Here is a 25,542-nt window from a genome sequence, read left to right as displayed (position 1 = left end):
ATCCTAAGCCTGCCGCCGAGTCGGGTGGCTCGACGGCTCGACGGCGTTCGACTCGACGGCGTACGGCGTGGCGCGGACCGTGTCGGCCCGGGTGAACCAGCTCTCGAAGAGGCGGCGGTAGTGGCCGGTGCGCGGCGACCTGTCGTCCGGGGACAGCCGGTCGTAGAACTCGAACGGGCGTATCCGGCCGGTGTCCGTCCATTGCAGGTAAGAGGCGTAGATGGTGCCGTCACCGAAGCGGAAGCCGTGGACGACCGGGACGCAGGCGTAGGTCTTCAGCTCCACGGTGATCCCCTGGCGGCGCAGGTCGTCGGCCTCCTGCTCGATGAACGAGCGGATCTTCGCCGTGCTGCGCCGTGCCTCCTCCGCCCACTCGTGGGGCAGTTCGCCGGAGCTTGCGACGAAGGCCGGGTCGAGGCACAGCAAGGTGATGTGCCAGCCGGTCGGGCGATCGGGCGAGGTCAGCCAGCCGGCGAGCGCCGGCCAGCTGGTGTTCAGCGTCAGGCCGAGCACGGCGAGTCGGCGGTCCCGTCGGCCGACGGTGTCGTCGCTCAACGCGGAGAGCACTCCGCTGATCGAGTGCGTGCCCGGGTCGTGCTCGGCACCCGTGATCCGGGTCCGCAGCGACCGGACTTCGCGGCCCAGCTGGTAGACGGCGATGGTGGTGATCTCCAGCATCACCCCGATCAGCGCGACGAGCCCCGGCAGTTCCAGCCGCCCGAGGTAGCGCTCCAGCACCATCCTGGTCGGCTCGATCGTGGCGAGGATCAGGTAGGTGCCGGCGAGCAGCGCCACCGTGGTCACGGTGATCTCCCAAAGCTGCCGGATCCTCGTCGACACCCGTGCCCGCTCGCGCCGCTTCCGGCTCACGAGGCACCCGCCCCGGACGGCCGCCGACGTAATCGACTTGCCCCATCAAGCTGGTTCACGTGCCCATCCTGCCGGGTCGCGTGGTGCCCCGCCACGTCCGGCACGCGGGTGCTGACGCCTGTCGGAGTGGCGGGCGACGTCCGGATCCCGGCACGCCACACCTGCGGGTGTCAACGCCACAATCCGGACGTGGATCGTCCGCAACCACCCTTAGCATGACCGGCATGGCCATCGCACGCTTCCCCAGCATCGTCATCGACTGCCCGGACCCCGGTGCGCTCGCGAGGTTCTACGGCGCGCTGCTGGACTGGAAGGTCGACGTCTCCCCCGACTGGGCCGAGGTCCGCGCGGAGCACGGTCAGTGCATCTGCTTCCAGCAGGTGGACGGGTACGCGCCCCCGGTGTGGCCGAGCCAGGAGTCGCCCCAGCAGATGCACCTCGACGTGACCGTCGACGACCTCGACACCGCCGAGGCGGCCGTCCTCGACCTCGGCGCGACCAAACACCCGCACCAGCCGGGCACGTCCTTCCGGGTCTTCCTCGACCCGGCGGGCCATCCGTTCTGCCTCTGCGTGAACTGACCCGGAGCCTCACCCGCACCTTCCGACCCGCGTGCAGCGCCGTAGGTCTGGCGGTTCACGCGGGCGGAGGCCGGGCGACGCGTCGGGCGATCTCGGCGTCGAGGGGGTTCATGGCGTCGGCGACCGGGGCGGACGGTGACCACCACAGGAAGTCGAGCACTTCGTCGTTGACCAGGAGGCGGGGCGCGGCGGTGAGGCGCAGCCGGTAGATGGCGAGGAGTTCACGGCGGTCCGGGGCGACGAGGGTGAACTCGGCCACCGCGACACCGTCCAGCGCCACCTCGCCGATGCCGGTCTCCTCGCGCAACTCCCGGACCGCTGTCTGGCGAGTCGTCTCGCCCGGCTCACGGCCGCCGCCCGGGAGCTCCCACGCCCGGCGCCAACTGTCGAACACCATGAGCACGGCGCCCGCGTGCTCGACCACCACCAGGGCGGCCGGGACGACGTCCCGATCACCCAGACCCTCCAGTTCCCGTTCGGCGACGGTGCGGAACCCCACCAACGCGTTACCCGCGCGGTCGCGGATCGGGAGCGGTCGCATGGCACACATCCAACCGCGCCGAGGACGCCAGGTGCACCGAAGACCACCCGACCGCCACCGTCACGACACCGGCGGCGCCGACTTCCGGCTGAGGTGGTCTTGGAGACGTGCGTGCCGGAACTGGTACACGGGACCGGTCCGGCGGAGGAGGCCCAGTCGGTGGGCGTCGTCCAGGAAATCCAGGAGTCGCAGCGGGAGTTGCCGTTGGCGCGCAGTGCGAGCACCGCGGACACGTAGCGTCCGCCGGGTTGATGAGATCCGACGCCGAGTGCGATCGCGAGGGCGACGAGGAGACCGACCACGAGTCCGGTCGGCGATGCCCCGGTGCCGCTGAGCACGTCCTGGAGCCAGAACGCGAGGCCGATCACGGAACCGCCCACGATCGACTTGAGGCACACCAGCCGCAGGTCGCGGCGGAACGCGGTGACCGGAGTCGGTGGCCGGTCGTCCGGTTGCGGGGTCTCGGCCCACTCGACCAGCCCGACCGCGAGCCAGGTGGCGCCGCCGAACACCAGCGCGAACACCAGTCCGGAACGCAGCCCACCCGAGGTCTCGCCCGCCGCGCCGAGCACGCCGCCGAACACGAGCCCGGCCGAGGAACCGGGCACGAACCTGAGCACCAGGCCACCCCCGGCCCACCTCGTGAGCCCTCGCACGAGCGATCGGGTTCGACCGCGCAGCCGGAGATCCGCGTACGCCGGCGTCTCCGGTGGGGTGAAACCGACGCCCCGCGCCACCAGCACGCCGACGACCACCACCGGGATTCCGCCCGCGACCAGGAACACCAGGCCCACCACGGGTTCACCGGCGAGGAGTCCCGCGTCGACGCCGGCGCCCAGCAGGCTGAACCCGAACACGAGCCCGGCCACGTGCCCGATCGTGAGCCCGCGGGCGAAGCCGACCACCACCCCGAACACGAGTCCGACCAGGGGGCCGAGGACAGCTCCGTTCACGGGCCCGACCAGAAGCCCTTCGCCGACCGCCACCGCGCACCCCAGCCCGACCCCGGCGACGAGCCCCGCCACGACCGCGGCCCGGCGCCGCGCCGCGTGGTGGAGCCGCCACCAGGCGAAGTCACGGCTGCCCATCGTGGTCAAGTGGTGGGCGAGGAACGTCAGCCACCTCGTCGCGTCGGCCGGCTCCCAGGCCCGCCGGGGCCGGAACGGATGCTCACCGCCCCGCGGCGGGTTCGCGCTGACGAGCGCGGCCACCAGGTGGTCGAGCAGGTGCTCGACCACCGCGTCGGCGCTGCGGAACCGGCCGACCTCGCACAGCTCGGCCGGGTGCTCGCCGGTGTCGACGTAGACCTTGCGGAGCAACCACAGCGCCAGCGGGGTGGACAACGCCTCGGTGAGCGGGCCGCGCCGACCGTCGGTGAGGGTCGCCAGCAGACCGCGCCAGTCACCCACCGCGCCCGGCGGGAGGCAAGCGGCGAGGTAGTCGGCGGCGTCGGCGGGTGTGAGCGGGTTCGGCTCGATGACCGCACCGCCGGTGAGCACGTCCCCGCCCGGCGCGGCGACGGCGGCCTCGTACTCCGCGGTGCGGCAGGTGAGCACGAGGGGGTCCGCGGCGACCTCGTTCAGGCGGAGCAGCACGGCGGGTCGGATGCCCTCGGGCAGTTCGTCCAGACCGTCCAGGACCGGCAGGACCCGCCGCCCGGTCACCAGCGAGCGGGCGGCGTCCGGGCCGAACGCGGTGGCGCGCAACGCCGGGTAGTCCTCGACCAACCGGCGGGTCAGCCACTCGTGGAGCGTCTCGGCGCCGGGATCCCACTCCGACAGGGGGACCAGCACGGGCACGGGTTCACCCGGCTCCGCGTGGTCGAGCAGTTCGCGGAGCAGCAACAAGGCCAGCGTCGTCTTGCCCGTGCCCGGCTCCCCGAGGATCACGAGCCGCCGTCGCTTTAGGCCCCGGAACCGCGCGGCGATGTCGCCGATGCGGTCGGTCCGGCCCGTGAACCGGCGCCGCCCGTGACCGAGCAGGCCGCGCCACCGGCTCTCCCGGGCGACGTGATCGGCGACGTCGAGCTCGGTGAACCGCCACCGCACCGCGAGCGGGCCGGGATCGTCGAGCCGGCGGACGTCGATCTCGGCACGCCACTGGCTCAGCACCTGGCTCGCGAGCAGGCGCTGGGCCGCGTCGGTCTGCTCGGCGGTCGAGGTCGTGAGCGTCACGAGCGGTGGGCGGCGCGCCCAGAGGACCAGCCCCAGCACGAGCGGGGTCAGCGCCGCGACCAGGCTCCCGACGCTGGCCGCCGACTGCAGCCCGTTCGGGGAGCCGAGGGCGAGGACGAGCGCGGTCACGACGGCCACCAGCGCGACCGACGCGATTCCCCACCGTCGCCAACCCGTCACACCACCTCTCTCGCCGACCGTCGCACCGCGTTACGTCGTGCGCACCTGCTACACCCGATCGAGTCACAGGCCGTCGGACAGGACCTGCTCGCCGAGTCCGGTCGCTCGCGGCCCACCCTCGTCGTGCGGCACGGAGACGTCGACGTGGATCCGGTTGCGTTGCGGACGCGTGGCGTCCATCCGCTGGAACCACGGCGACGGCCCCCGGCGACGCGGATCGAGCAGGCCCTCGTCACCGACCTGCCCGTACCCGAGCACGGCCCGCCAGAACCGCATCACCTCCGCGGTGTAGGCGTGCGATCGCTCTGTACTCGTGGCGCGCGCGTCGTTTCGCGTGTCCTGCACCGGAGTGTCCGAAGTGGACGTTTGTGGAGCAGATCGCGGGAGTGACGCGTCGGCACGGTCGTTGGTCGGAGCGGCTGCGGCCGGTTCCGGAGAAGATCGGTGTGGCCCTGGCCAGGCGCGCGGGCGCCCGTCTGCGCGGCGTCATCGGTGTGCGCGCCAGTCGCAGCACATTGCCGCGGCTGGTCTGTGACCTGCCGGACCCGACGCCATCGGCCCCGGTCGCGGTCGGCATCGACGACCACGCGCTCAAACGGTGCGTGTCCGGCCACCGCGCCTGCATCCGCGCCGCGAAGGGGCGCCGAGGTCCTCCGCGCGGAAAATCGGGGGCGACGGGCGTGCGCGGCCGATACGATCCGGCCACCTCATGGAGTAGATCAGTGGCAGATCGCCCCGCTCGGGACGGGGAGGGCGCGGGTTCGATTCCCGCCTCCATGTCCACCGACCGCGGAGTCCACTGTGTCCGACCAGATCCGCACCGCTTCCTCCGGTTACGCGACCGGTCGGCTGGAGCGGGCGTTGGCCGCGGTGGCCTCCGCGGGTGCCGGGGCCGACGGTGAGCGCGCGCTGGGCAAGGTGCGGCGCTGGGAGGACGTCGTCAACGGGATGGCCGACGGCACGCTCGCGGTCGGCTCCCGCACCCCCGTCGCGAACACCCCGGCGTGGGTGACGCTCGAAGTCGCGGACGGCGGCTTCGCGACCGGCCGGTACCTGGCCGAGGTGCCGCTGTCCGAGGACGAGGCGGCCCGCGTCGCGTCCCTCCCGGACGACGTGCCCGGCCGGAACGCGCGGGAACGGCTCAACCTCTGGTACCTCGGCGACGCGGGCCAGGCCGAGCTGCTCGACGTGATCCGCCGTGGGCACTACCGGGTCGAGTTGCCGGAGGACGCGGCGCTGCCGGTCGTGGCCCTGCTGCTGGACACGGGCTTCCCGGAGCAGGCCCTGGACTTGATCGCCGACCTGCGCCCGCTGCTGCACCGGCTCCGGCTGACGCCGCGCTTCGAACCGGTCGCCCGGCCGTCGGGCTCCGCCGTCCGCCTCACGTCGGTGAAGGACGCCGCCGCGTCGCTGCGCGCCGTGCGGGTGCCGGCGCGGATCGCCGCGATGCGCGACACGCTGACCGTGTGGGATCCGCTGTACGACCGGCTGGTCGCGTTGTGGTGTCGCACGGTCGACGGCGAGCTGCCCCACCTCGACGCGAACGGGACCGTGCACGGCGGGTGGCCGTGTCGCACGTGGCCGGCCGAGTGGGCGGCGGCCAGGGCCGAGTGGCGCGCGGACTTCGCCGAGGCGTCCCGCACCCACGCGCTCTCGGGCCGGCAGGCCGACCCGAAGAGCAACTTCGCGCGACTGCGCCACGCCCTGGAGTCCTGTCCGGACGGCAGCGACGCGCTCACCGCGCGCGAGGTCGGCTGGATCCGCCGCGCCATCGCGAACACGGTCAGCCGCCGGGGCGCGCCGGAGTCCGACCGGCGGGACGCGTGGCGCACCGCCGGGGCGGCGGCCGTCGCGGCGCCGACCAGGGCCGCGCTCGCCGGTGTGCTCGCGAGCAGGCTGGACCGGTACCCGGCGGAAGGCGGCCTGCCGTCGCTCGACGTCGCGTCGGCCGCGGTGTCCGAAGCCGAGACGACCGCCGGGATCCCGTGCGGCACGACGGTGCCGGACCGCCTGGTGCACAAGGCGGCGCGAGCGCTCGAAGCGCCGGCCGACGAGCTGGTGCGCCTCGGCGTGATCACGTCGGGGGAGACGCTGGCGATCGTGCTGCCGCAGCTCACCTCGCGGCTGCTCGGCACGGCGATCGCCGACCCGGTCGTGGCGGGGCTGTACGAGCAGACCTACCCGGCGTTCCGGCGTCGCCGCGGCCTGCTGCTGCTCGACCTCGAGCACCAGGTGCGGTTCACCGAGCTGCCGTGGGTGCGGGCGCTGGAGCCGCACCGGTCGCCCCGACCGGACGGCGCGGCGGCCGCGTACCGCGCGCTGCGGCAGGTCACGATGCTGGCGCTGACCGCGTTCCCGCACGCCCTGCTGCCGAACCCGCTGGTGACCGAGCTCAGGGCGCTGGCGAAGCAGGCCTCGCTGGAGTTGCCGCTCGTCGAGGAGGTGGCCGCGGACATCTTCACCGGCAGGTTCACCACCAAGTGGCGTGACGCGGCGGTGGTGGCGAGCCGGCTGCTGGCCGGCACGCCCTACGCGAACTACTACGACCTGCCGGCGGACTGGCCCGAGGCGCCGCGCACCGTCCTGCGCTGGGGCAAGCGGACCGCGCCGGACTTCACCGCGCTGTGCCGGGAACGGGCGGGCACCTCCGGTGGCTCGGTCGCGGCGAACGGCATGCTGCTGGAGCAGAGCCAGATCCTGACCACGCACAACCTGGCCGTGCTGGTCGACGGCCTGGACCTGGCCGACGAGGTGCGCGAACGCGCGCCGGAGCTGGTGTGGCGGGTGTTCGACCGGCTCGTCCGCCGGTTCGGCCGGCGGCCGGACCACCGGCACGCGGCGTTGATCCAGGTGAAGAACGCCGCGTACGCGTGGCGGCAGGCCCTGTTCCTGCTCGGCTTCTGCGAGCCGGCCGTGCGGCTCGCCCACGCGGAGAGGCTGGCGGGCGAGGTGCGCGGCACCGTGCTCCAGCCCGCGGCCGACGGTCTGCTGCACGTGCTCCACGGCGGTCGCTTCACGGCGGCCGGCACGGTGCGGAACGGCACCGGCCTGCGGTTCCTCGGCTGGACCGAGGGCAGGAACCCGTTCCTGGTCGACCCCGGCCGCCGCTGACCGGGGTCGCTCCCCCGCGCCGTGATCGCGTCGGCGACCGGCGCGGTGCGACAGCCGCTCAGATCAGGCCGAGGTCGCGGGCCCTCGCCCCGGCCTGGAAGCGGGAGTCCGCGCCCAGGACGGCCATCAGCTCCGCGACCCGACGCCGGTAGGTCCGCACGCCGAGGCCGAGCGTGCGGGCCGCCGTCTCGTCCTTGCAGCCCGACGCCAGCAGCTCCAGCACCCGCGGCGCGAGCGCGCGCAGCTCCGCGTGCTGGGCGTCGTACACCGCCAGGTCGGTCCCCGAGCGCCACGCGGCGTCGAACAGGGACGCCACGTTCTGCACCACCGCCGGCTCCGTCACGATGCCGTAGCCGCGGCGGCCGTCCACCACGTCACCCGCCAGGATCGCGAGCCGGCGGTCGATGATGATCGTCTCGTTGATGTCGTCCTGCGTGATCCGCACCTCCGCGCCCCGCGCCGCGGTGGCGCGGAGGTGCTGCGCCATCGACGGGTTCAGCAGCACCTCGGGCCGGTACAGCTTGCGCAGCCTCGGCATCGACGCCGGCCGTGCGTCACGGGGACGTGGCCGCGTCGCCGCCCACGTGTTCAGGTCCCGCGCGGCGCACGTGATCTCGGTCGCGGTCGCGAACAGGTGGGCCGTGCGGCTGAACAACTCCTCGTCGCCGTGGAGGACGGGCACGTGGTCGAGGCTCATGCCACCCAGTCTCCGCGCGGCGCAACCCCGTCGCCAATCCCGGCAAGAAGTTGCCATTCCCGGCGGGCCGCACCCGGAAGACCGAAGCTGGAGCCATGAGCACAACGATCGACGCGACCGCCGCCGGCACCTGGGATCTCGGCGACCGGACGGTCAACCGCCTCGGCTTCGGGGCCATGCGGCTGATGAGCGACGCCGACGGCGGCCCCAGCGACCGCGGCCGGGCCATCGAGGTCCTCCGGAAAGCCGTCGAGCTGGGCGTCAACCACATCGACACGGCCGCCTTCTACTTCTCCGCGCTGCGCTCGGCCAACGAGCTGATCAACACCGCCCTCGCGCCCTACCCGGACGACCTGGTCATCACCACCAAGGTCGGCCCCGGCCGCGACCCGGCCGGCGACTGGCTCCACGTGGACGACGAGAAGGGTCTGCGCGGCCAGGTCGAGGAGAACATCCGCCAGCTCGGCCTCGACCACCTCGACGTCGTCAACCTCCGCATCGGCCGGGGGCTCGAACGGGGCGAGGGCTCCATCGCGGACCGCTTCGGGGCGCTCGCCGAGCTGCGGCAGGAAGGTCTCGTCCGGCACCTCGGCATCTCGAACGTGGGCGTCGAGCACCTGCGGGAGGCCCTCGCGATCGCGCCGGTGGTGTGCGTCCAGAACCAGTACGGACTCGTCACGCGCCGCGAGGACGACGCGCTCGTCGAGCTGTGCGCGGAGCACGGCGTCGCGTTCGTGCCGTTCTTCGCCATCGGGGCCGCGATCCCCGGCTCGTCGCCGTTCGCGGCGGCCGACGAGACCGGCAAGGACGTGATCGCCGAGGTCGCGAGGGCGCACGACGCCACCCCCGCCCAGGTCCGCCTGGCCTGGACGCTCCACCAGGGGCCCAACGTCCTCGCCATCCCCGGCACCGGCAACCCGGCGCACCTCGCGGAGAACGTGGCCGCGGCCGGGTTGCGGCTGACCGAGGAGGACCTGGCCCGCCTGGACGCGATCGCGTGAACCCCGGCCGCCCCGGCGACGTCCTCAGCGACCGCGCAGGTGCAGGCGGATCGCGGAGATCAGGAAGAAGACGCCGCCCACGGCCGCGTAACCGGCGACGTTGGTGAGCGACGCGGCCGTTCCGGCGGCCTGCACCACGAACGTCGTGCCGGCGACCGCGGAGAGCCCACCGCTGAGGATCATCGGCCACTGGCCGCCGAGCCGGTAGCGCAGGACCGCGACGATCAGCTGCACGATGCCCGCCGCGATCGCCCAGGCGCCCCACACCCGCAGGACGCTCGGGATGCCGGAGGTGACGGCGACGGCCAAGCCGACGGCGGTGAGCAGGCTCAGCGCCATGTTGGCGTACAGCGGCACCCGAGGTCGCGCGGCTCCGGAGGAGCGGAGGTCGACCACGGCGGCGGCGACGTCGAACAGCGGGTAGATCACCAGCAGCGCGATGGCGAACGGGGTGAGCGTCGAGGCGGTGAGGGCGAGCAGGCCCGCCCAGACGATCGCGAAGCCGAATCGGACGAAGTACAGGGTGCGCAGCGCCTTGGCGCCGTCGACCTCGGCCACCGGGGTGCGGGCTTCGGTGGAGCTGGACATCGGATTCCCTCTTTCGACGGTCGAGACGGTGACGACCCGAGGTAGATAGAACGATCGGTACACCTGAGAGCGTGCGGCACGCGCGCTCGACTGTCAAGACCGACCGTTCTATCTGCTAGCCTCGGGACCGGACCTCGAAGGGGGGAAACGGATGTCGGAAGCTCGGACGCGACTGCTCACCACGGCCAGCGCGCTGTTCTACGCCGAAGGGCTCCACTCGGTGGGCATCGATCGCATCATCGCCGCCGCGGGGGTCACGCGAGCCACCCTGTACCGGCACTTCCCGGGCAAGGACGACCTCGTCGTCGCCTACCTGACGCTGGCCGACGAGGCGATCCGCGCACGCATGGACGCCGCGCGGGCCCAGGACACCTCCCCCGACGACGTCGTCCGCACCGTCGCCCGGTCCATCGCCGAGGACATCCAGCGGCCCGACTTCCGGGGCTGCGCGTTCCTCAACGCCGCCGCCGAGTACCCCGACCCGGCCCACCCCGTCCACCAGGCGGTCCTCAGGCACCGGCAGTGGTTCCTGACCGCGGTCACCGAACTCCTGGCCGCCACCGGGAAACCCGACCCGGACGCCGCCGGCCGCCACTTCGCCATGCTGCGGGACGGCGCCATGGCCGCGGGCTGCCTGACCGACCCGAAACCGATCGGCGAGACGTTCCTCCTCGGGGTCGAGAGCCTCCTCGAACGCCGCGGCCGGTAACCGGACGGGCGTGCTCCGACCGGTTCACCGCCGGCGCCTGACGGCACGTCGGGATGCGTCTCAGCCCTGGTGGGAGACGTGCCGGTCGCCCCAGTGGCCGCTGAAGTCCACCGGCCTGCCGGCCATGTCCCACCGGAGGAGGTTGTCCTCGCCGGTGCTCAGCAGCAGCTCGTGGATGGCGCTCGTCATCGGCCCGGGGTGCTCCTCGTGCCACTGGTCGCGGTCGTGGTAGGCGACCCGCCACTCGTCCGGGTCCGCCGAGTCGGTGATCCACCAGAACGTTCCCCCGGCGCCGTCGATCCCCCACGGGTAGAGGCCACCGGGCGCCGGGAACAGCCGGTACGGGACGCCTCGCAGGTAGTCGAGGTCCTCGTCGCCGAAGATCTCCAGCAGCTCGTCGTTGTGCGCCTTGGCCCCTCCGCACTCCTCCGCGCTCTGACCGGGGTTGAAGAACTGGATGGCGCCGCGAAAACCACCGGAGGGGAACCGCGTGAGCAACTCCTTGTAGTCGCCGGGGAGCGGTGTTCCCAGCTCGCGTTCGACGGTGGCCCAGTCCAGCCCCGGCCGGAAACCACCGGCCCGCCACCCGACGAGCTCGCAGATCTCGTCGACGTACGACCGCTTCGGTGCGCCTGCCACGTGTTCCCCCAGTCGCCGCCCGGCCGAACCGAGCTCCGGCACGAGGTTACCGACGGGGGCGTCGCACCAGGCCGGTGCCCACGCCGCGACTCTCCCGGACCGACCCCGAGGAAAGCTCCGGCGCGGTGTCGCGGAAAAGGGAGGAGGGTGGAGGCATGAGCCACGTGCACGAGATCGCCGACATCCGGGTCGACCTGGCCCCCGGGCTGCCCGGCGAGGCCGCCGAGTACGCCCGCGCCAAGGTCTCCGCCATCGCCAAGTACTCCCCCGCCGACATCTCCTACGCCAAGGTGCGGCTGAGCACGGACGGGCCGCGCCTGCTGGTGGCGCACGCGTCGCTGGACGTCAACGGGACGCCGGTGAACGCCGCCGCGACCGCGGAGACCTACCAGGAGGCGGTGGACCTGCTGCACGACAAGTTGCAGCACCAGCTCCGCGACCTGGGTCGCTGACCCCGGTCGGAGACGCCGCGACGCGACGGTCAGGCCGTCGCGCCGCGGTGGCGCTGGTAGTGGCGGGCGGAACGAGCGCGGTTGCCGCAGCCCGCCGAGCACCACTCCCGGCGGGGGTGGTTCTTGAGGAAGTACAGGACGCAGCCGGGGCCGAGGCAGGCGCGCAGCTGGTGGCGCGTGTCCTGGCCGAAGAGCGCGATGGCGTCCTCGGCGATGGCGGAGACGGCGGCGGAAGCGGCCGGCCCGCCCGTGCGGGTGCGCCGTGACGGGGCCTGGCCGGGGGTCCAGGACAGCGCCGACCAGTGTGGCGTGTCGCCGGCGGCCCGGTTGAGCTCGGTCACGGCCGCGTCCAGGCCGCGGAGGTCGGAGGCGGCGGCCGGGCGCGGGTCCCCGGTGGCCTCGGTCGCCAGCCGGCGCAGCGCGTCGCGCAGGCCGATCAACCGGTGGCCGAGGCGGTCGAGGTCGGCCGCGGTGAGCGCGTCGAGGTCGCAGGGGGTCAGCAAGTCCGTCCTGGCGCAGACGGCGCGCAGCCAGGCCCTGGTGCCGTCGGGGTCGCGCAGCGCGTCGTGCACGCCGTCGCGGTCGGCCCAGACGGTGTTCATCAACTCCACCGGGAGCGGCTCGCCCAGCAGCGGCGCGTCGGTGTCCATGCGGTCGAGGCTACCCCACTTCTAACGGTTGCAGAGGTCTCTATCCGTTGACACGGGCACCGGCGCATGCCATGGTCGTTCTAACGGTTACTGGCACCTGCAAACGTCAGAACCGGTGATCGAAGGGGTGCTTCCCGCATGACCGATCCGACCCGTGCCGACACCGCGGGCTTCCACGAGGGCGAACTGGCCGTGCAGCGCCGCGCGGGCGTCTCCCTGGACGCCGCCCGGCTCGCGGGCATGGTGGCGCCCGCCGGGCTCGGCGACGGGGCGACGCGGTTCCTGGCGGACCGCACCTTCGCCGCGATCACCGCGCGCGACACCGAAGGCTCGCTGTGGCTCTCACCGCTGACCGGGCCGCCGGGCTTCCTCCACGTCGACACCCCGACCGCCCTCGCGGTGCGGACGTCGCCGGCCGAGGGCGACCCGCTCCGCGGCCTGCCGGCGGACCAGCCGGCCGGGCTGATCGTGGTCGAGTTCGCCACCCGCAGGCGGTTGCGCGTCAACGGCACGCTGTCCGACGCCGGGGACGACGGGCTGCGCGTCGACGTGGAGCAGGCGTACGGCAACTGCCCCCGGTACATCCAGGCCCGACGCCTCCACCGCACCGACGGCACGTCCCCGGGCGCGGCGCCGGTCCGCCGCGGCACGGACCTCGCGCCGGAGGACGTCGACCTGGTCCGCCGGTCCGACACCTTCCTGCTCGGCACCACCCACCCCACCCGCGGCAACGACGCCTCGCACCGCGGTGGGGCGCCCGGCTTCGTCCGCGTCGAGGACGGGGCGCTGTGGTGGCCGGACTACTCGGGCAACAACATGTTCAACACCCTCGGCAACCTGGCGTCCGACCCCGACGCCGCGCTGCTGTTCTGCGACTTCGCCACCGGCCGCACCCTGCACCTGTCCGGCCGGGCCGAGGTGGAGTGGACCCGCCCGGGCGTTCCCGGCGACGACGACCGCACCGGCCGCCGCGTCCACTTCACCCCGCGGCACGTGGTCGCCGGCCGACTGCTGCCGCTGCGGGCCGACTCCCCGGCCCCCGCCCCCGACAACCCGCCGCTCACCGCACCGTGGAGGACCGCCCAGCCATGACCGAAGCACGTCCGCCGTTCCCGCCGTTCGACGTCGACGCCGCCCTGGCCAAGGTCCAAGCCGCCGAGGACGCCTGGAACACCCGCGACCCGCACCGCGTCGCCCTCGCGTACACCGAGGACTCGGTGTGGCGCAACCGGGACGTCTTCGTCACCGGCCGCGCGGAGATCGTCGACTTCCTCACCGCCAAGTGGGCTCGCGAACTCGACTACGTCCTGCGCAAGAGCCTGTGGGGCTTCCGCGAGAACCGCATCGCCGTCCGCTTCCAGTACGAGTGGCACGACGCGGAGGGCCGGTGGTTCCGCTCCTACGGCAACGAGCTGTGGGAGTTCGCCGACAACGGCCTGATGCGCCGCCGCGAGGCGAGCATCAACGACCTGCGCATCGACGAGGCCGACCGCCGCTACTTCGGCCCGCGCCCGCAGGACGAGCGGGGCCCCGGCCACGACATCCCGCTCGCCTGACCCCCGGTCCGCACCCCGCGCGGGCCGGGCCGCTCCCGTCAGCGGGACGATGCGCCGACCCCGCTCCGTCCACAGAGGACACGGTGGGCGGAGCGGAGTCGGGGCGAGGGATCAGATCACGCGTTCGTTCCCCCCGTCGACCGGCACCTGCGCGCCGGTGGTGTGGGCGAACGTGTCCGAGCACAGCTCCGCGATCACCCGGCCCACCGCCGCGCTGGTGATCTCGGCGCCGAGCAGGTTGCGCCGCTTGTAGGCCTCGACGCTCAGGCCGTAGTGCCCGGCGCGCCGGGCGAGCACGTCGGCGGTCCACAGACCGGTGTCGAAGACCGCGTCCGGGTGGACCGCGTTGACCCTGATGCCGTCGGCCGCCCACTCCAGCGCGGCGACCCTGGCCAGTTGGGTGACCGCCGCCTTCGAGGCCGAGTAGGCCGCCGCGCCCGGTCCGGGGGCGGGCACGTTCTTGGAGGCCACGACCACCACCCGCCCGCCGCGCGGCGCGAGCTTGAGCAGCGGGTGCGCTTGGGCGAACAGTGCGGCGATCGCGTCCACGTTGACCGACATCGTCCGCCGCCACGTGGTCGGGTCCAGCTCGGCGATCGGGGTGTCGCCCGGGAACACCCCGGCGGACGCGACCAGCACGTCGAGCCCGCCGAACCGCTCCACGCCCCGGTCGATCGCGGCCTCGACCGCCGCCGGGTCGGTGACGTCGACCTGGAGGCCGAGGTAGTCCGCGCGGCTCTCGGTCGGCGTGAGGTCGAGGCCGATCACGCTCGCGCCCTTGGCCCGCAACGCGTCCGCGCACGCCCGGCCGATGCCGGACGCCGCGCCGGTGACCAGCGCGACCTCGCCGGTGAACTCGGCCGGCGCGCCGGAGAGCCGCAGCTTGGCCTGCTCCAGCTCCCAGTACTCCATGTCGAACAGGTCGGCCGGCGGCAACGCCCGGTACCCGCCCAGCTCCTCCGCCCGCTCGATGACCTCGATCGTGTGGGCGTAGATGTCGCGGGCGATGTCGGCGTCCTTGGCCCGCCTGCCGACCGAGAGCAGGCCGAGCCCGGGGTCGAGCACGACGCGCGGCGCGGGGTCGAGCATGGTCAGGCCAGGGCCCGCGTGCTCGTCGAAGTACCGGCGGTAGTCGGCCGCGTAGCCGTCGACGTCGTCGCCGACCAGCGGGACGCGCTTGGTGCGGATCACGTGGTCGGGCGTCGCCGGGCCCCGCGTGGCCACGTCGGCGAGGTCCGGCCGGGTGACGAAGGCCATCGTGGCGTCGTCGGCGTGCCGGCTCACGATCACCGGCGCGCCGGCCACGTCCGAGATCCGCCGGCGGAGACCGGCGAGCCGGTGGCGGTCGACCGGGGGCGCGGGCACGGACCTCCGCGCGGGCCGGTGCCGGGACAGGAACGCCTCGGCGTCGCCGACCAGCTCGACGTGCCGGTCGTAGGCCTGCCTGGTGTCCTCCCCGAACGTGAACAGGCCGTGGTTGAGCAGCACCACGCCGATGGTGCGCTCACCGACGTGCCGGGGGAAGAGCTCCGCGCACGTGCGGGCGAGGGCGAACCCCGGCATCACGTACGGGATCACCACGACCCGGTCGCCGAAGACCTCCTCCACCAGCGGTTTGTCCAGGTTGGTCAACGTGATCACGGCGTCGGCGTGGCTGTGCAGCACGGCCGGGTGCGGCAGCACGGCGTGCAGCAGCGTCTCCACGCTCGGGTCGGGCGCGCTCGCGTCCAGCAACGCGCACCGCAGCTCGTTCATCATCGCGGAGTCCGGCAGGCTGGGCACGGTCAGCAGCTCGCGCAGGCGGTCCAGCCGCAGCGGCGCGAACCCGGCCCGCTCGATGGTCGCGAGGTCCCAGCCGCTCCCCTTGACGTGCAGCACGTCCACCGCACGGCCGGTGATGTCCACGGTGGACGTCTTGACCGAGGTGTTGCCGCCGCCGTGCAGCACGAGGTCCGGCTCGCGGCCGAGCAGCCGCGACCCGTACACGCAGGCGTCCAGCTCGTCGGAGTGCGTTTCCGTTTCAGCCCAGCGGTTTTCCACAGATCGTCCGTTCGTCGGTGACGATGGCCGTGACCAGGTCGGCCGGGGTGACGTCGAAGGCGAAGTTCAGCGCGGCGGTGGCGCGGTCCCCGACGACCTCCGCCGGGTCGCGCACCTCGATCTCCACGTGCGCGCCGTCGGGGGTGGCCAGGTCGATGGTCGACTCGGGCGCCGCGACGACGAACGGGATGCCCGCCCGCGCCGCGGCCAGCGCCAGCGGGTAGGTGCCGATCTTGTTGACCACGTCGCCGTTGGCCGCGATGCGGTCCGCACCCACCACGACCGCGTCGGCCAGGCCCTTGGCAATCACGGTCGGTCCCGCCGAGTCGACCACGACGGTGTGCGCGACGCCCATCGCGGCGAGTTCCCACGCCGTCAACCGGCTGCCTTGGAGCAGCGGCCGCGTCTCGTCCACGTAGACGTGGCCTAGCGCGCCGTCCTCCTGCAACGCCCGCACCACGCCGAGGGCGGTGCCCCACTCGACGCAGGCCAGGGCGCCCGCGTTGCAGTGGGTCTGCACGTTGACCGGTCCGCCGAGCCGGTCGACCAGCCACCGCGCGCCGCGGAGCCCCAGCGCGCGGTTGCGGCGGACGTCGTCTTCGAGGACGTGGACGGCCTCGGCGACCACCGCGTCGAGGCCCTCGTCGAGCCGGGCCAGCACCCGGTCCACGCCCCAGGCTAGGTTCACCGCCGTCGGCCGGGCGGCCCGCAGCCGCGCCGCCTCCGCGCGCACGTCCCCGCCACCGCCGGCGGCCAGCGCCACCCCCAGCGCGCCGGCGACGCCCAGCGCGGGCGCACCCCGGATCGCCAGTCTCCTGATCGCGTCGACGAGCTGGTCCACCGTGTCGATCCGCAGCGTCGTCACGACGTCCGGCAACAGGGTCTGCTCGATCGCGATGATCCGGCCGTCCACCCAGTCGATCGTCCGCATGGCTGAAGTCTGCAGGTTGGGCGCCGGTCGGAAAAGGATGATCACTCCGTCGGCACAGCGGTGGCGCATCGCGGGTCACACGACCGCGACGATGGTGCCGACGCCCAGCGCGCACAACGCGGCGGAGCTCAGGCCCGCCATCGTGCGCGACACCTTGGGCCGGCGCAACCACAGGACCGCCCTGGCCGCGCCGACCGCCGGCGCCGCCAGCGCCACCACCGCGTCGATCAGGCCGAGCAGCATGATCGTGCCCACGTTGATGGCCTCGGCGGGCAGGAACTGCGGCACCACGGCCAGGAAGAACAAGCCGACCTTGGGGTTGAGCAGGCAGGAGAGCACACCCGACCGGAACGACGGCCCCCACCGCCACCGCACCGGGCCGCCATCGCCCGGGTCGACCACCTGGTCGCGTTGCAGGAACCCCACCACCCCCAGGACAGCAGGTACAGGCCGCCGACGACCTTCACCACCAGGAACGCGGTGGGCGAGGAGCTGAGCAGGTCCGCCAACCCAAGCGCCACGGCCGCCGCCCAGAACAGCGAGCCGATCCCCGACCCCGCGGACGCGGCCACGCCGAACCGCGCGCCGCCCAGGCCGTACCGCAGCACCAGGAAGGTGTCCGGTCCGGGGGTGATGGCCGGCAGCAGGCACAGGCCCGGCGAACCCGAGCACCGCCGCGGCGGTCACGCCTGCTCACCCGCCGATCGTGACGCCGAGGCCCTTGCCGTGCTCGCGCACCTCGGCGCGGGCCGCGGCGAGGTCGTCGAGGGTCAGGCCGGGCATCACCGACTCGACGTAGTCGGCCATCGCCGCTTCGCGGTCGATCAGGTCGGTGCCGCGCCACCGCCGCGCGACCTCGTCGGGCACGAGGTCGCGGCCTGCTGGCAGGAAGGGCTGGGCGAGCCGCCCGGCGAGGGCGGCTTCTTCGACGCGGGCGGCGGTTCGTACGACGTGATCCGGCTGCTGTCCCTGCTGCGCGCCAGGTTCGGGTACGCCGTGTCGTTCGGCGACTTCATGGTCGACCCGACCGTTGCCGGACTCGCCGCACGGTGCCGGCACGCACGTCAACCGGACCAGATCATCTGGACCTACCAACCACGTGCGGCGGCGACGCCACGCCTGCGGCTGGTCCTCTTCCCGCCGGTCGGTGGCGGGGTGTCCTGCTACTCCCCCGTGGTCCGCGACCTGCCGGTGGACGTCGAGGCGCACGTCGTCGGCTTCGACGGACCGCAACCGGACGACGCGCTGACGTTGCCCGACCTCGCCCGCCGCTGCGTGGAGCGGCTGCCCGCCGACGTCCGGTCCGGTGACGTGCCGCTCGTGCTGGGCGGCTGGTCGTTCGGCGGCGCGCTGGCGTTCGAGGTGGCACGTGTGTGCGGTGCGTCGGTGACACGCGTGGTGGTGGTCGACACGCCGGTGTCGGCGGGCTCGCGCGGCGTCGACGAGCCGTCGCTCGCCGGGTTCGCCGCGGACGTCCGGGAGACCAGCGGGGTGAACTCGGCGACGCTGATCCAGGCCCTGTCCGCGTTGGAGGAGGTCTTCGACGTCGACCTCGACACCGAGCGGCTGTTCTCGGCGCGCGTGACCGTGACCCGCCTGGAGGCGGAGATCACGCGCGCCTTGGCGTCGCCGTGAACCGGCCGTCGTCAGGTCGTGTAGTCGGCGTTGATCCGGACGTAGCCCTCGGTGAGGTCGCAGCCGTAGACGGTGAACGCGCCGTCCGCGATGCCCAGGTCGATGTTGATGACGACCTCGTCGGCGCCGAGGTACTTGGCCGCGCGCTCCAGCAGCGCGTCGCTCGGCTCCTCGGGGTGCATGGGCAGGTCGTCGAACAGGATGCGGACGTTCTCGGGGACGATGTCGGTCTCGTCCTCGAGCTTGCCGATCGCCATGGCGATGCGGCCCCAGTTCGGGTCGCAGCCGTGCACGGCGGTCTTGACCAGCGGGGAGTTGACGACGCTCTTGCCGACCAGCTTGGCCTGCGCGTCGTCGCGGGCGCCGGTGACGCGCACCTCGATCAGCTTGCTCGCGCCCTCGCCGTCGGAGGCGATCTCCCGCACGAGGTGCAGCGCGCAGTCGTAGAGGGCCTGCTCGAACTCGTTCCGGTCGACGGGGCCGGCCAGGCCGTTGGCGAAGATCGCCGCGGTGTCGCTGGTCGAGGTGTCGGTGTCGATGCTCAGCGCGTTGAACGTGCGGTCGACGACGCGGCGGAACGCGGCGTCCAGCTCGTCGCCGTCGACGTCGGCGTCGGTGAAGAAGAACGCCAGCATGGTGGCCATGTTCGGCTCGATCATGCCGACGCCCTTGGCGATGCCGACGAGCACGGCGTCGCCGACGCGGACGTGGCAGGACTTCGGGCGGGTGTCGGTGGTCATGATCGCCGTCGCGGCCCGCTCGTAGTCGGCTTCCGGGAACGGCCACGCGAGCGCGTCGAGGTTGGCCCGGATGCTCTCCATCGGGTACGGCCGGCCGATCACGCCGGTCGAGCCGATGACGACCTCTTCCGGCGCCACACCGGCGATCTCGGCCACGCGCCGGCGCACCTCGACGGCGTGCGCGACGCCCGCCCGCCCGGTGGCGACGTTGGCGTTGCGCGACAGCACCACCATGCCGCGGCAGTGGCCCGTCGCCGCGGACTCGCGGCTCAGGACCACGCTGGGGCCGGCGAACCGCGACTTGGTGAACACCGCGGCCGACCGCGCCGGCACCTCCGAGACCACGGCGGCGAAGTCGTCGCCGACGTCCTTCAGCCCCATGTTCTTCGTGATCCCGCGAAAGCCCCGCGGCACCGCCGTCTCCGTCATGGACACCTCAGATCTGCTCGTGTGCGGCCACCCCGCCCAATGGATGGACATACCTTACACTGCATAGTCAACATGCGCTCTGGCGACAGAGCACCGAGACGGCCGACGCAGCGTTGCATAACTATCCATCGCGCGCACGTCCTTCGATCGGGTGAGCCAGCCGCGACTCCCATGATCCGGGAGGGTTTCCGGCCGCGCATTGCCCCCGCGACGGGCCCTGGGCGACCCTGGCGTCCGCGCGCGGACGTCGGGGGACGCGCGGCGGGGCACTGGGGGGCGTCGGCGCTTCGGCTTGCGCGACAAGGGGTTCACCGCGGATCGCGGCAGGTCCGCCGTCCGCGTCCCGGTGCTTTTCCAGGCGAGCCAACCCGGACGACCGCACGGCGCCGCGCCGGACGGCGAGTTGCCCGCGGAACCCGGGCAGCGGACCGTGATCCGCGTCGCCGAGGGCTCCGTGCCGGCGTCCACGTCGGTGTTCAACGAGGAGGCGGTCTACGCCCCGGAGGGCCCGGGCGGGTTCGCCTACTTCACCGACCTGCTGCTGGCCGCGCTCGTGCTGCCGGCGCTGGGCCTGGACGTCCGGACCTCGCCCGTGCCGGTGGGCGCGGACCCCGAGGCGACGCTGGTCCTCGGCGTGCGACGGCTGCGCCACTCCACGCGCGAGCGCCGGACGCTCGCCGCCTCCGGTTGGCGCCGCACCACCGAGCAGTCGGACGACCTGCTGGAGCGGTTCCGCGAACCGCACCGCGACGACCCGCTGACGGCGGGCAAGGCTCAACTGTCCGAATTGGACGGTGTGATCGGCGCGATCGCCGACGGGCAGCCGGGCGCGGGTTACGCGACGTTGCTGTCCGGTGGCATCGACTCGGGGACGGTGACCTACCCCGTCGACCACAAGTTCGGCGAGGACCGGGCCGACCTGCTCAAGCTCAACGCGTCGCGGGACGAGGACAAGGTCGTGACCGGCCGCGGCCCGCTGCCGCTGCACACCGACGGGCTGCTGGTCGGCGAGCAGGTCGACCTGATCGTGTTGTTCGCCAAGGACTTCTCCGACCCAGGTGGCCGCCGACTGGTACGGCATCGCCACCACCCGCGACTACGGCCGGGTCCGGTCGCTGAACCTGGCGCTGCGGTTCGCGCCGGACGTGCCGCGCGGCTGGCTGGTGCGCCTGGCGGGCGTGGACGAGGCCGCGTCGGACAAGTTCTTCAAGGAGCTGTCGGACCACCTGCACTCCCCGCGCTACCTCTACCAGCACCGCTGGCAGCCGGGCGACCTGCTGGTGATCGACAACCAGCGCACCCTGCACGGGCGCACCGCGATCAGCTCGGACGGCGTCCGCCTCCTGTTCCGCGGCCAGGTGACCCTGCCGAACGCGTCCTGACCGGCCGTCGAGGAGATCCAGAAGCCGCCGCCCTCGGCCCGGCGGTCGGCGGCCGTTCACGCCCCGGCTTCACCGGTGAGCGGTCGTCGGTGAGCGGTCGTCGGTGAACGGTTGTCCGGCCACCGTCCGGGTGACGGCGCAGGATGCCGGGCGGCAGGCGGGTGGTGTCGCACCTTCGGGTGGACGGTCGGTTCCGCCGTTCCGCGACGCCGGCGCTTCGCGCGATGCTGGCTCCCGGGCCCGGGAGGTCGACCGACACCCCGGGCCGACGAGAGCCGCAGCCGAGGACAGGACGGGCAGTCGTGGCAGTGCCGTCGGGCGAACCGGTCCACACCGCGTCGGAGCACCGCCCGGTCAGCCGTCGCGCCGTCCTCGGCGGGCTGGGCGCGGCCGGGCTCACCGCCGGCCTGCCCGGCGCCGTCGCCCGCGCGGAGGTCCGCGGCGAGCCCGTGCCGCCGGACGCGCGCCGGGACCGGGCGTACCGGATCCGCGAGCAGGCGGCCGCGCGCCAACGTGCGTTGCCCGCCGCCCAGCACCACGACAATGGTGACGAAGCGGCCCACCCCGATCTGATCGGCAACTACGGCAAAGGGCTGCCCCACGACGAGCTGGGACGTGTGGACCCGGCCGCCTACGCGAGCCTGGTGCGCGCGGTCTCCGGCCACGAACCCGGCGACCTGGACGGGATCGTCGTGGACGGGCCGGTCGGGCTGACCAACCCGCACGCCGCGTTCACCTACGGCCTGGTCGGCGCCGACTCCCACCAGCTGACCGTGCCGCCGCCACCACCGTTCGCCGGGGCGACGACGGCCGCGGAGCTGGTCGAGCTGTACTGGCAGGCGCTGTGCCGCGACGTGCCGTTCACCGCCTACGACACCGATCCGCTCATCGCCGCCGCCTGCCGCGACCTGTCCCGCCTCACCGGCTACGAGGGCCCGACCGACCACGGGCGCGTCACACCGGCGACCGTGTTCCGCGGCCCGATGCCCGGCGCCCTGAACGGGCCGTACGTCTCGCAGTTCCTCCTGCGCGACGTCCCCTTCGGCGCCGCGACGATCAGGCAGACCTACCGCGTGCCCGCGCCGCGCGACGACCACCTCACCGACTACGACGAGTGGCTGCGGAACATCCGGGGTCACCACCCGGCCCGCGAGAGCACCTACGACGGCACCGCCCGCTACCCGCGCAACGGCCGCGACCTCGCCGAGTACTCCCGCCTGAACTTCACCCAGCAGCCCTACCTGATGGCGAGCCTCCTGCTGATCGACCAGGGCCCCGACGCCTGGGACCGCAACAACCCCTACCTGCGCGCCGAGACCCGGCCCGGCGTCACCTTCGACTGGTCCCACCCCCTCGACCTGGTCGCGCGCGTCGTGCAGGCCGCGCAGCTGGCCGCGTGGTTCCAGAAGTGGTGCGTGCACCGCAGGCTCCGGCCCGAGGAGTTCGCCGGCCACGCCCACAACCACGCCCTCGGCCGGATCGAGCACCCCTTGCACCCGCAACTGCTCGACGCCGAGGCGCCGGACCGCGTCCGGGCCGAGCACGGCACCCTGCTGCTGCCCATGGCCTACCCGCGGGGATGTCCCACCCACCCCGCCTACACCGCCGCGCACGCCACCGTCGCGGGCGCCTGCGCGACCGTGCTCAAGGCGTTCTACGACGAGTCCTTCGTCCTGCGCGACCCGGTCGTGCCCAGCGCGGACGGCACGTCGCTGCGCCGCTACCGGGGGCCCGCGCTCACGGTCGGCGGAGAACTGGACAAACTCGCCTTCAACGCCGCCTACGGCCGCAACTTCGCCGGCGTGCACTGGCGCTCCGACACCACCGCCGGGCTGCTCCTGGGCGAGGCGGTCGCCGACCACGTGCTCACCGACCTGCGCCGCACCCTCACCGAGGAGTTCGACGGCTTCACCTACACCCGCTTCGACGGCACGACCGCGATCGTCTGAACGACGGGGTGAATCCTTTCTCGGTGTCGGGGTCTCTTATGGGCGATGGTTACGACAAGAGGGACACGTGCGGCGGGGGTGGACGTGGTCGACCGCGGTTGGGCGAGCGAGCAGCTCATCGAGGCCGCGCAGGGCGGTGACCTGGAGTCGCTCGCCGCGGTGGTGCACGGCGCCCATCCGCACGTGCTGCGCTTCGCCGGGCACCTGTGCGCGTCGCCGCAGGACGCCGAGGACGCGGCGCAGGAGGCGTTGATCGTCCTCTACCGCAAGATCGGCTCCCTGCGGGCCACGGCGGCGCTCGCGTCCTGGATGTTCCGGGTCGTCCGGCACGAGTGCCTGCGCCGCGCCCGGCGGCTGTTCGACGGCTACGACGAGGCCGACGACGTCCCGGTGGCCTCCGCCGAGGACGAAGTGCTCAGGCGGCTGGAAGCCGAACGCGTGGCGGCGGCGATCCGGGCGTTGCCCGACGTCCAGCGCCGCGTGCTGGTCATGCGCGACGTGCTGGGCCGGCCGGGGCGGGAGGTCGCCGAGGCGCTCGGGCTGAGCACCCCGGCGATGAAGTCCCACCTGCACCGGGCCAGGACCGCGCTCCGGCTCGGCCTGGGTGGCGGGGCCGTCCCGCCCTCGTCCTCCGACCGGATCTGACCTTCCCGACCACCCCGCTCCGAAAAGGAACCCCACCGTGCTCGAAGCCGGATCACCCGCACCGCACCTGGCCCTGGAAGACACCGCGGGGCAGGCCGTCAGCCTGTCCGACTACCGGGGACGGCACGCGGTGCTGCTCTTCTTCGTGCGATCGACGTCGTGCCCGGTCTGCAACCTGCACGTCCGCGACCTCGTCGACCGCGCCGACGAGCTGGCCGCCGACGACGTCCGCGTCCTCATCGCGGTGCCGGAGGACCGCGAGGCGGCGGCCGCGTGGAAGGCGAAGCGCCGGATCCCGTTCCCCGTCCTCACCGGCCGCCGCGAGAGCCCGCACGAGGTCGTCGGCCTGGGCCGGAAGGTCTTCGGGTCGCTGCAGCAGTCCGGCAGCGTCCTCGTCGACCGCCAGGGCGTCGTCCGCCACGCCCACGGCGCCACGCTGCCCACGAACAGCTACGACAAGAAGGGGATCGCGGCGGCCGTCGCGTCGCTGCGCGCCCCGGCCTGAGCGGTCAGCTGCTCTCCAGGGCGGGGACCGGCTCCTCGACGCGGCCGGTCCCGCGCAGCGCGATCATGCCGACCACCGCGAACACCACGACGACCGACGCGCCGACGACGGCGACGGTGTGCAGCCCGGACGTGAAGGCGTCCCGCGCGGTGGCGAGCACGGCGTCGGCCGCCGGCTCGGGCAGGGCGCCCGCCGCCCGCAGCGCGCCGGCCATGCTGTCGGTCGCCAGGGCGGCGGCCTCGGCGGGCACCTGCTCGGGCACGGCGACCTGGTCGCGGTAGACGGCCGTGCCGACGCTGCCGAACACCGCGATCCCCATGGCGATGCCGAACTCGCCGCTGGTCTCCGACATCGCCGACGCGGCCCCGGCCTTCCGGGGTGGCACCGAGCCGACCACCATCTCGGTGCACAGCACGCCCTGCGGCCCCATCCCGAAGCTCGCGATCGACATGCCCGCCACCACGAACGCCACCCCGCCCGCGCCGGTGGCCTGCGTGAACAGCACGATCCCGCCCGCCGCGACCAGCATCCCGAAACCGAGCACGAACTCCGGCCGGAACCGCCGCGCCAGCCGCGGCGCGATCAGCGACCCGACCACCACCGCGCCCGCCTGCGGCACCAGCCAGAGCCCGGCCTGCACCGCGGTCAGCCCGGCGACCATCTGCAGGTACTGGCTGACCAGCAGGAAGACCCCGCCCATGGTGAGCGCGCCGACCAGCATGATGCTCACCGCCGCGGCGAACGCCCGCACCCGGAAGAGCCTCAGGTCCAGCACCGGGTCGGCCAGGCCGCGCTGCCGGCGGACGAACACCGCGCCGACCGCCACGCCGACGGCGAGCACGACCGCGTTGACCGGCGACACGCCGGCCTTGGCCGTCTCCTTGAGGGCGTAGACGACCGGCAGGATCGCGCCGAGCGACAGCACCACGCTCGGCAGGTCGAGCCGCCCGGCGGCGGTGTCGCGGTACTCCGGCAGCAGCTTCGGCGCGGCGGCCAGCAGCAGGACCATCACCGGCACGGCCATCAGGAACACCGAGCCCCACCAGAAGTGCTCCAGCAGCACGCCGCCGACGACCGGCCCGATCACCATGCCGCCCATGAAGCAGCTCATCCACACCGCGATCGCGGTGCCCCGCTGACCCGGGTCCTGGAACATGTTGCTGATCAGCGCCAACGTGGACGGCATCAGCGTCGCGCCGGCGATCCCGAGCACGGCCCGCGCGCCGATCAGCAGCTCCGGGCTGGTGGTGAACGCCGCCACGATCGAGGCCACGCCGAACGCGGCGCCGCCCGCCATCAGCAGCTTCCGCCGACCGATCCGGTCACCCAGGGTGCCCATCGTGACCAGGAAACCGGCGATCATGAAGCCGTAGACGTCGATGATCCACAGCAGCTGGGTGCTGCTCGGGCGCAGGTCGGCGGCCAGGTGCGGGACCGCCAGGTGCAGCACGCTCATGTCCACCGACAGCAGCAGCGTCGGCAGCGCCAGCACCGCCAGCCCCGACCACTCGCGTCGTCCTGCCCTCATCGTCGTCTC

At 73.4% G+C, this 25,542-nt stretch carries 24 protein-coding genes, 1 tRNA gene and 1 pseudogene; 13 read left to right on the top strand and 13 right to left on the bottom strand.

Annotated features, from left to right (window positions below; all coding sequences use genetic code 11):
• Positions 1 to 3: 3 nt before the first annotated feature.
• On the bottom strand, positions 4 to 870 hold the full coding sequence (locus AB0I91_RS27230) for a hypothetical protein (RefSeq protein WP_498775384.1): 867 nt from the start codon (positions 868 to 870) through the stop codon (positions 4 to 6).
• Between the two features lie 224 nt (positions 871 to 1,094).
• On the opposite strand from AB0I91_RS27230, the gene AB0I91_RS27225 reads away from it, so the two are divergent.
• Positions 1,095 to 1,451 (top strand): VOC family protein, encoded by a 357-nt coding sequence (locus tag AB0I91_RS27225; protein WP_498775386.1) that lies wholly within the window; start codon positions 1,095 to 1,097, stop codon positions 1,449 to 1,451.
• Positions 1,452 to 1,506: 55 nt separating this feature from the next.
• On the opposite strand, the gene AB0I91_RS27220 is transcribed toward AB0I91_RS27225, so the two are convergent.
• Both AB0I91_RS27220 and AB0I91_RS27215 read right to left on the bottom strand, forming a co-directional pair.
• Positions 1,507 to 1,848 carry an NUDIX hydrolase gene (locus AB0I91_RS27220; RefSeq protein ID WP_499639434.1) on the bottom strand — a complete coding sequence of 114 codons (342 nt, stop codon included), beginning with the start codon at positions 1,846 to 1,848 and terminating at the stop codon, positions 1,507 to 1,509.
• A 2,561-nt stretch (positions 1,849 to 4,409) separates the two neighbouring features.
• Complete coding sequence (locus AB0I91_RS27215; RefSeq protein WP_499639432.1) at positions 4,410 to 4,691, bottom strand: VOC family protein; 282 nt, start codon at positions 4,689 to 4,691, stop codon at positions 4,410 to 4,412.
• Between the two features lie 363 nt (positions 4,692 to 5,054).
• Between AB0I91_RS27215 and AB0I91_RS27210 the strand changes: the two genes are divergently transcribed.
• A tRNA-Pro gene (locus tag AB0I91_RS27210) sits at positions 5,055 to 5,129 on the top strand.
• Positions 5,130 to 5,147: 18 nt separating this feature from the next.
• On the top strand, positions 5,148 to 7,457 hold the full coding sequence (locus tag AB0I91_RS27205; RefSeq protein WP_499639430.1) for a hypothetical protein: 2,310 nt from the start codon (positions 5,148 to 5,150) through the stop codon (positions 7,455 to 7,457).
• A gap of 58 nt (positions 7,458 to 7,515) precedes the next feature.
• On the opposite strand, the gene AB0I91_RS27200 is transcribed toward AB0I91_RS27205, so the two are convergent.
• Positions 7,516 to 8,154 carry a DNA-binding response regulator gene (locus AB0I91_RS27200; protein WP_499612471.1) on the bottom strand — a complete coding sequence of 213 codons (639 nt, stop codon included), beginning with the start codon at positions 8,152 to 8,154 and terminating at the stop codon, positions 7,516 to 7,518.
• A gap of 95 nt (positions 8,155 to 8,249) precedes the next feature.
• Between AB0I91_RS27200 and AB0I91_RS27195 the strand changes: the two genes are divergently transcribed.
• Positions 8,250 to 9,155 (top strand): oxidoreductase, encoded by a 906-nt coding sequence (locus AB0I91_RS27195; protein ID WP_499612469.1) that lies wholly within the window; start codon positions 8,250 to 8,252, stop codon positions 9,153 to 9,155.
• 24 nt (positions 9,156 to 9,179) lie between these two features.
• On the opposite strand, the gene AB0I91_RS27190 is transcribed toward AB0I91_RS27195, so the two are convergent.
• Complete coding sequence (locus AB0I91_RS27190; RefSeq protein WP_499639428.1) at positions 9,180 to 9,743, bottom strand: hypothetical protein; 564 nt, start codon at positions 9,741 to 9,743, stop codon at positions 9,180 to 9,182.
• A gap of 151 nt (positions 9,744 to 9,894) precedes the next feature.
• Here AB0I91_RS27190 and AB0I91_RS27185 point away from each other — a divergent pair, with 151 nt between their 5' ends.
• Positions 9,895 to 10,452 (top strand): TetR/AcrR family transcriptional regulator, encoded by a 558-nt coding sequence (locus AB0I91_RS27185; RefSeq protein ID WP_498775400.1) that lies wholly within the window; start codon positions 9,895 to 9,897, stop codon positions 10,450 to 10,452.
• Positions 10,453 to 10,512: 60 nt separating this feature from the next.
• Here the strand turns inward: AB0I91_RS27185 and AB0I91_RS27180 are convergent, their stop codons facing one another.
• Positions 10,513 to 11,091 (bottom strand): SMI1/KNR4 family protein, encoded by a 579-nt coding sequence (locus AB0I91_RS27180; protein ID WP_499612465.1) that lies wholly within the window; start codon positions 11,089 to 11,091, stop codon positions 10,513 to 10,515.
• 155 nt (positions 11,092 to 11,246) lie between these two features.
• On the opposite strand from AB0I91_RS27180, the gene AB0I91_RS27175 reads away from it, so the two are divergent.
• Entirely contained in the window at positions 11,247 to 11,543 is a 297-nt protein-coding gene (locus AB0I91_RS27175; protein WP_498775404.1) for an HPF/RaiA family ribosome-associated protein, read from the top strand.
• Between the two features lie 29 nt (positions 11,544 to 11,572).
• On the opposite strand, the gene AB0I91_RS27170 is transcribed toward AB0I91_RS27175, so the two are convergent.
• Positions 11,573 to 12,193 carry a CGNR zinc finger domain-containing protein gene (locus AB0I91_RS27170; protein WP_499639426.1) on the bottom strand — a complete coding sequence of 207 codons (621 nt, stop codon included), beginning with the start codon at positions 12,191 to 12,193 and terminating at the stop codon, positions 11,573 to 11,575.
• A gap of 138 nt (positions 12,194 to 12,331) precedes the next feature.
• Between AB0I91_RS27170 and AB0I91_RS27165 the strand changes: the two genes are divergently transcribed.
• Together AB0I91_RS27165 and AB0I91_RS27160 are read left to right on the top strand one after the other, a co-directional pair.
• Positions 12,332 to 13,285, top strand: coding sequence for a pyridoxamine 5'-phosphate oxidase family protein (locus AB0I91_RS27165; protein WP_499639424.1), 954 nt, complete (start codon positions 12,332 to 12,334; stop codon positions 13,283 to 13,285).
• Positions 13,282 to 13,749 carry a nuclear transport factor 2 family protein gene (locus AB0I91_RS27160; protein ID WP_498775410.1) on the top strand — a complete coding sequence of 156 codons (468 nt, stop codon included), beginning with the start codon at positions 13,282 to 13,284 and terminating at the stop codon, positions 13,747 to 13,749. Before AB0I91_RS27165 ends, AB0I91_RS27160 begins: the two co-directional genes overlap by 4 nt.
• 111 nt (positions 13,750 to 13,860) lie before the next feature.
• Here the strand turns inward: AB0I91_RS27160 and AB0I91_RS27155 are convergent, their stop codons facing one another.
• From AB0I91_RS27155 to AB0I91_RS27140, 4 genes and pseudogenes are all read right to left on the bottom strand, one after another.
• The gene (locus AB0I91_RS27155) at positions 13,861 to 15,789 is read right to left on the bottom strand and encodes a bifunctional aldolase/short-chain dehydrogenase (RefSeq protein ID WP_499612458.1); all 1,929 of its coding nucleotides are present in this window, start codon (positions 15,787 to 15,789) and stop codon (positions 13,861 to 13,863) included.
• Complete coding sequence (gene mtnA / locus AB0I91_RS27150; protein ID WP_498775414.1) at positions 15,770 to 16,720, bottom strand: S-methyl-5-thioribose-1-phosphate isomerase; 951 nt, start codon at positions 16,718 to 16,720, stop codon at positions 15,770 to 15,772. Before mtnA ends, AB0I91_RS27155 begins: the two co-directional genes overlap by 20 nt.
• 75 nt (positions 16,721 to 16,795) lie before the next feature.
• Positions 16,796 to 17,146 carry a LysE family transporter gene (locus AB0I91_RS27145; RefSeq protein WP_499639422.1) on the bottom strand — a complete coding sequence of 117 codons (351 nt, stop codon included), beginning with the start codon at positions 17,144 to 17,146 and terminating at the stop codon, positions 16,796 to 16,798.
• A gap of 56 nt (positions 17,147 to 17,202) precedes the next feature.
• A pseudogene (locus AB0I91_RS27140) lies at positions 17,203 to 17,328 on the bottom strand (LysE family translocator); the annotation flags it as partial.
• A gap of 25 nt (positions 17,329 to 17,353) precedes the next feature.
• On the opposite strand from AB0I91_RS27140, the gene AB0I91_RS27135 reads away from it, so the two are divergent.
• On the top strand, positions 17,354 to 18,355 hold the full coding sequence (locus tag AB0I91_RS27135) for a thioesterase domain-containing protein (RefSeq protein WP_499639505.1): 1,002 nt from the start codon (positions 17,354 to 17,356) through the stop codon (positions 18,353 to 18,355).
• Positions 18,356 to 18,366: 11 nt separating this feature from the next.
• On the opposite strand, the gene argJ is transcribed toward AB0I91_RS27135, so the two are convergent.
• A complete protein-coding gene (gene argJ / locus AB0I91_RS27130; protein WP_498775418.1) occupies positions 18,367 to 19,524 on the bottom strand; it encodes a bifunctional glutamate N-acetyltransferase/amino-acid acetyltransferase ArgJ in 1,158 nt (385 codons plus the stop codon).
• 1,058 nt (positions 19,525 to 20,582) lie between these two features.
• Between argJ and AB0I91_RS27125 the strand changes: the two genes are divergently transcribed.
• The 4 genes from AB0I91_RS27125 (at position 20,583) to AB0I91_RS27110 (ending at position 24,005) form a co-directional block, all read left to right on the top strand.
• Positions 20,583 to 20,906, top strand: a complete 324-nt coding sequence (locus tag AB0I91_RS27125; RefSeq protein WP_499639420.1) for a TauD/TfdA dioxygenase family protein — start codon at positions 20,583 to 20,585, stop codon at positions 20,904 to 20,906.
• A gap of 302 nt (positions 20,907 to 21,208) precedes the next feature.
• On the top strand, positions 21,209 to 22,855 hold the full coding sequence (locus tag AB0I91_RS27120; protein ID WP_499639418.1) for a vanadium-dependent haloperoxidase: 1,647 nt from the start codon (positions 21,209 to 21,211) through the stop codon (positions 22,853 to 22,855).
• A gap of 45 nt (positions 22,856 to 22,900) precedes the next feature.
• Positions 22,901 to 23,500, top strand: a complete 600-nt coding sequence (locus tag AB0I91_RS27115) for an RNA polymerase sigma factor (RefSeq protein WP_498775426.1) — start codon at positions 22,901 to 22,903, stop codon at positions 23,498 to 23,500.
• A 37-nt stretch (positions 23,501 to 23,537) separates the two neighbouring features.
• Complete coding sequence (locus tag AB0I91_RS27110; protein ID WP_498775428.1) at positions 23,538 to 24,005, top strand: redoxin domain-containing protein; 468 nt, start codon at positions 23,538 to 23,540, stop codon at positions 24,003 to 24,005.
• Positions 24,006 to 24,009: 4 nt separating this feature from the next.
• Here the strand turns inward: AB0I91_RS27110 and AB0I91_RS27105 are convergent, their stop codons facing one another.
• On the bottom strand, positions 24,010 to 25,533 hold the full coding sequence (locus AB0I91_RS27105) for an MFS transporter (protein ID WP_498775430.1): 1,524 nt from the start codon (positions 25,531 to 25,533) through the stop codon (positions 24,010 to 24,012).
• Between the last annotated feature and the right edge of the window lie 9 nt (positions 25,534 to 25,542).

Source organism: Actinosynnema sp. NPDC049800, from assembly GCF_040656635.1.
GTDB lineage: Bacteria > Actinomycetota > Actinomycetes > Mycobacteriales > Pseudonocardiaceae > Actinosynnema.
This window is presented reverse-complemented; position numbering and strand designations above follow the sequence as displayed.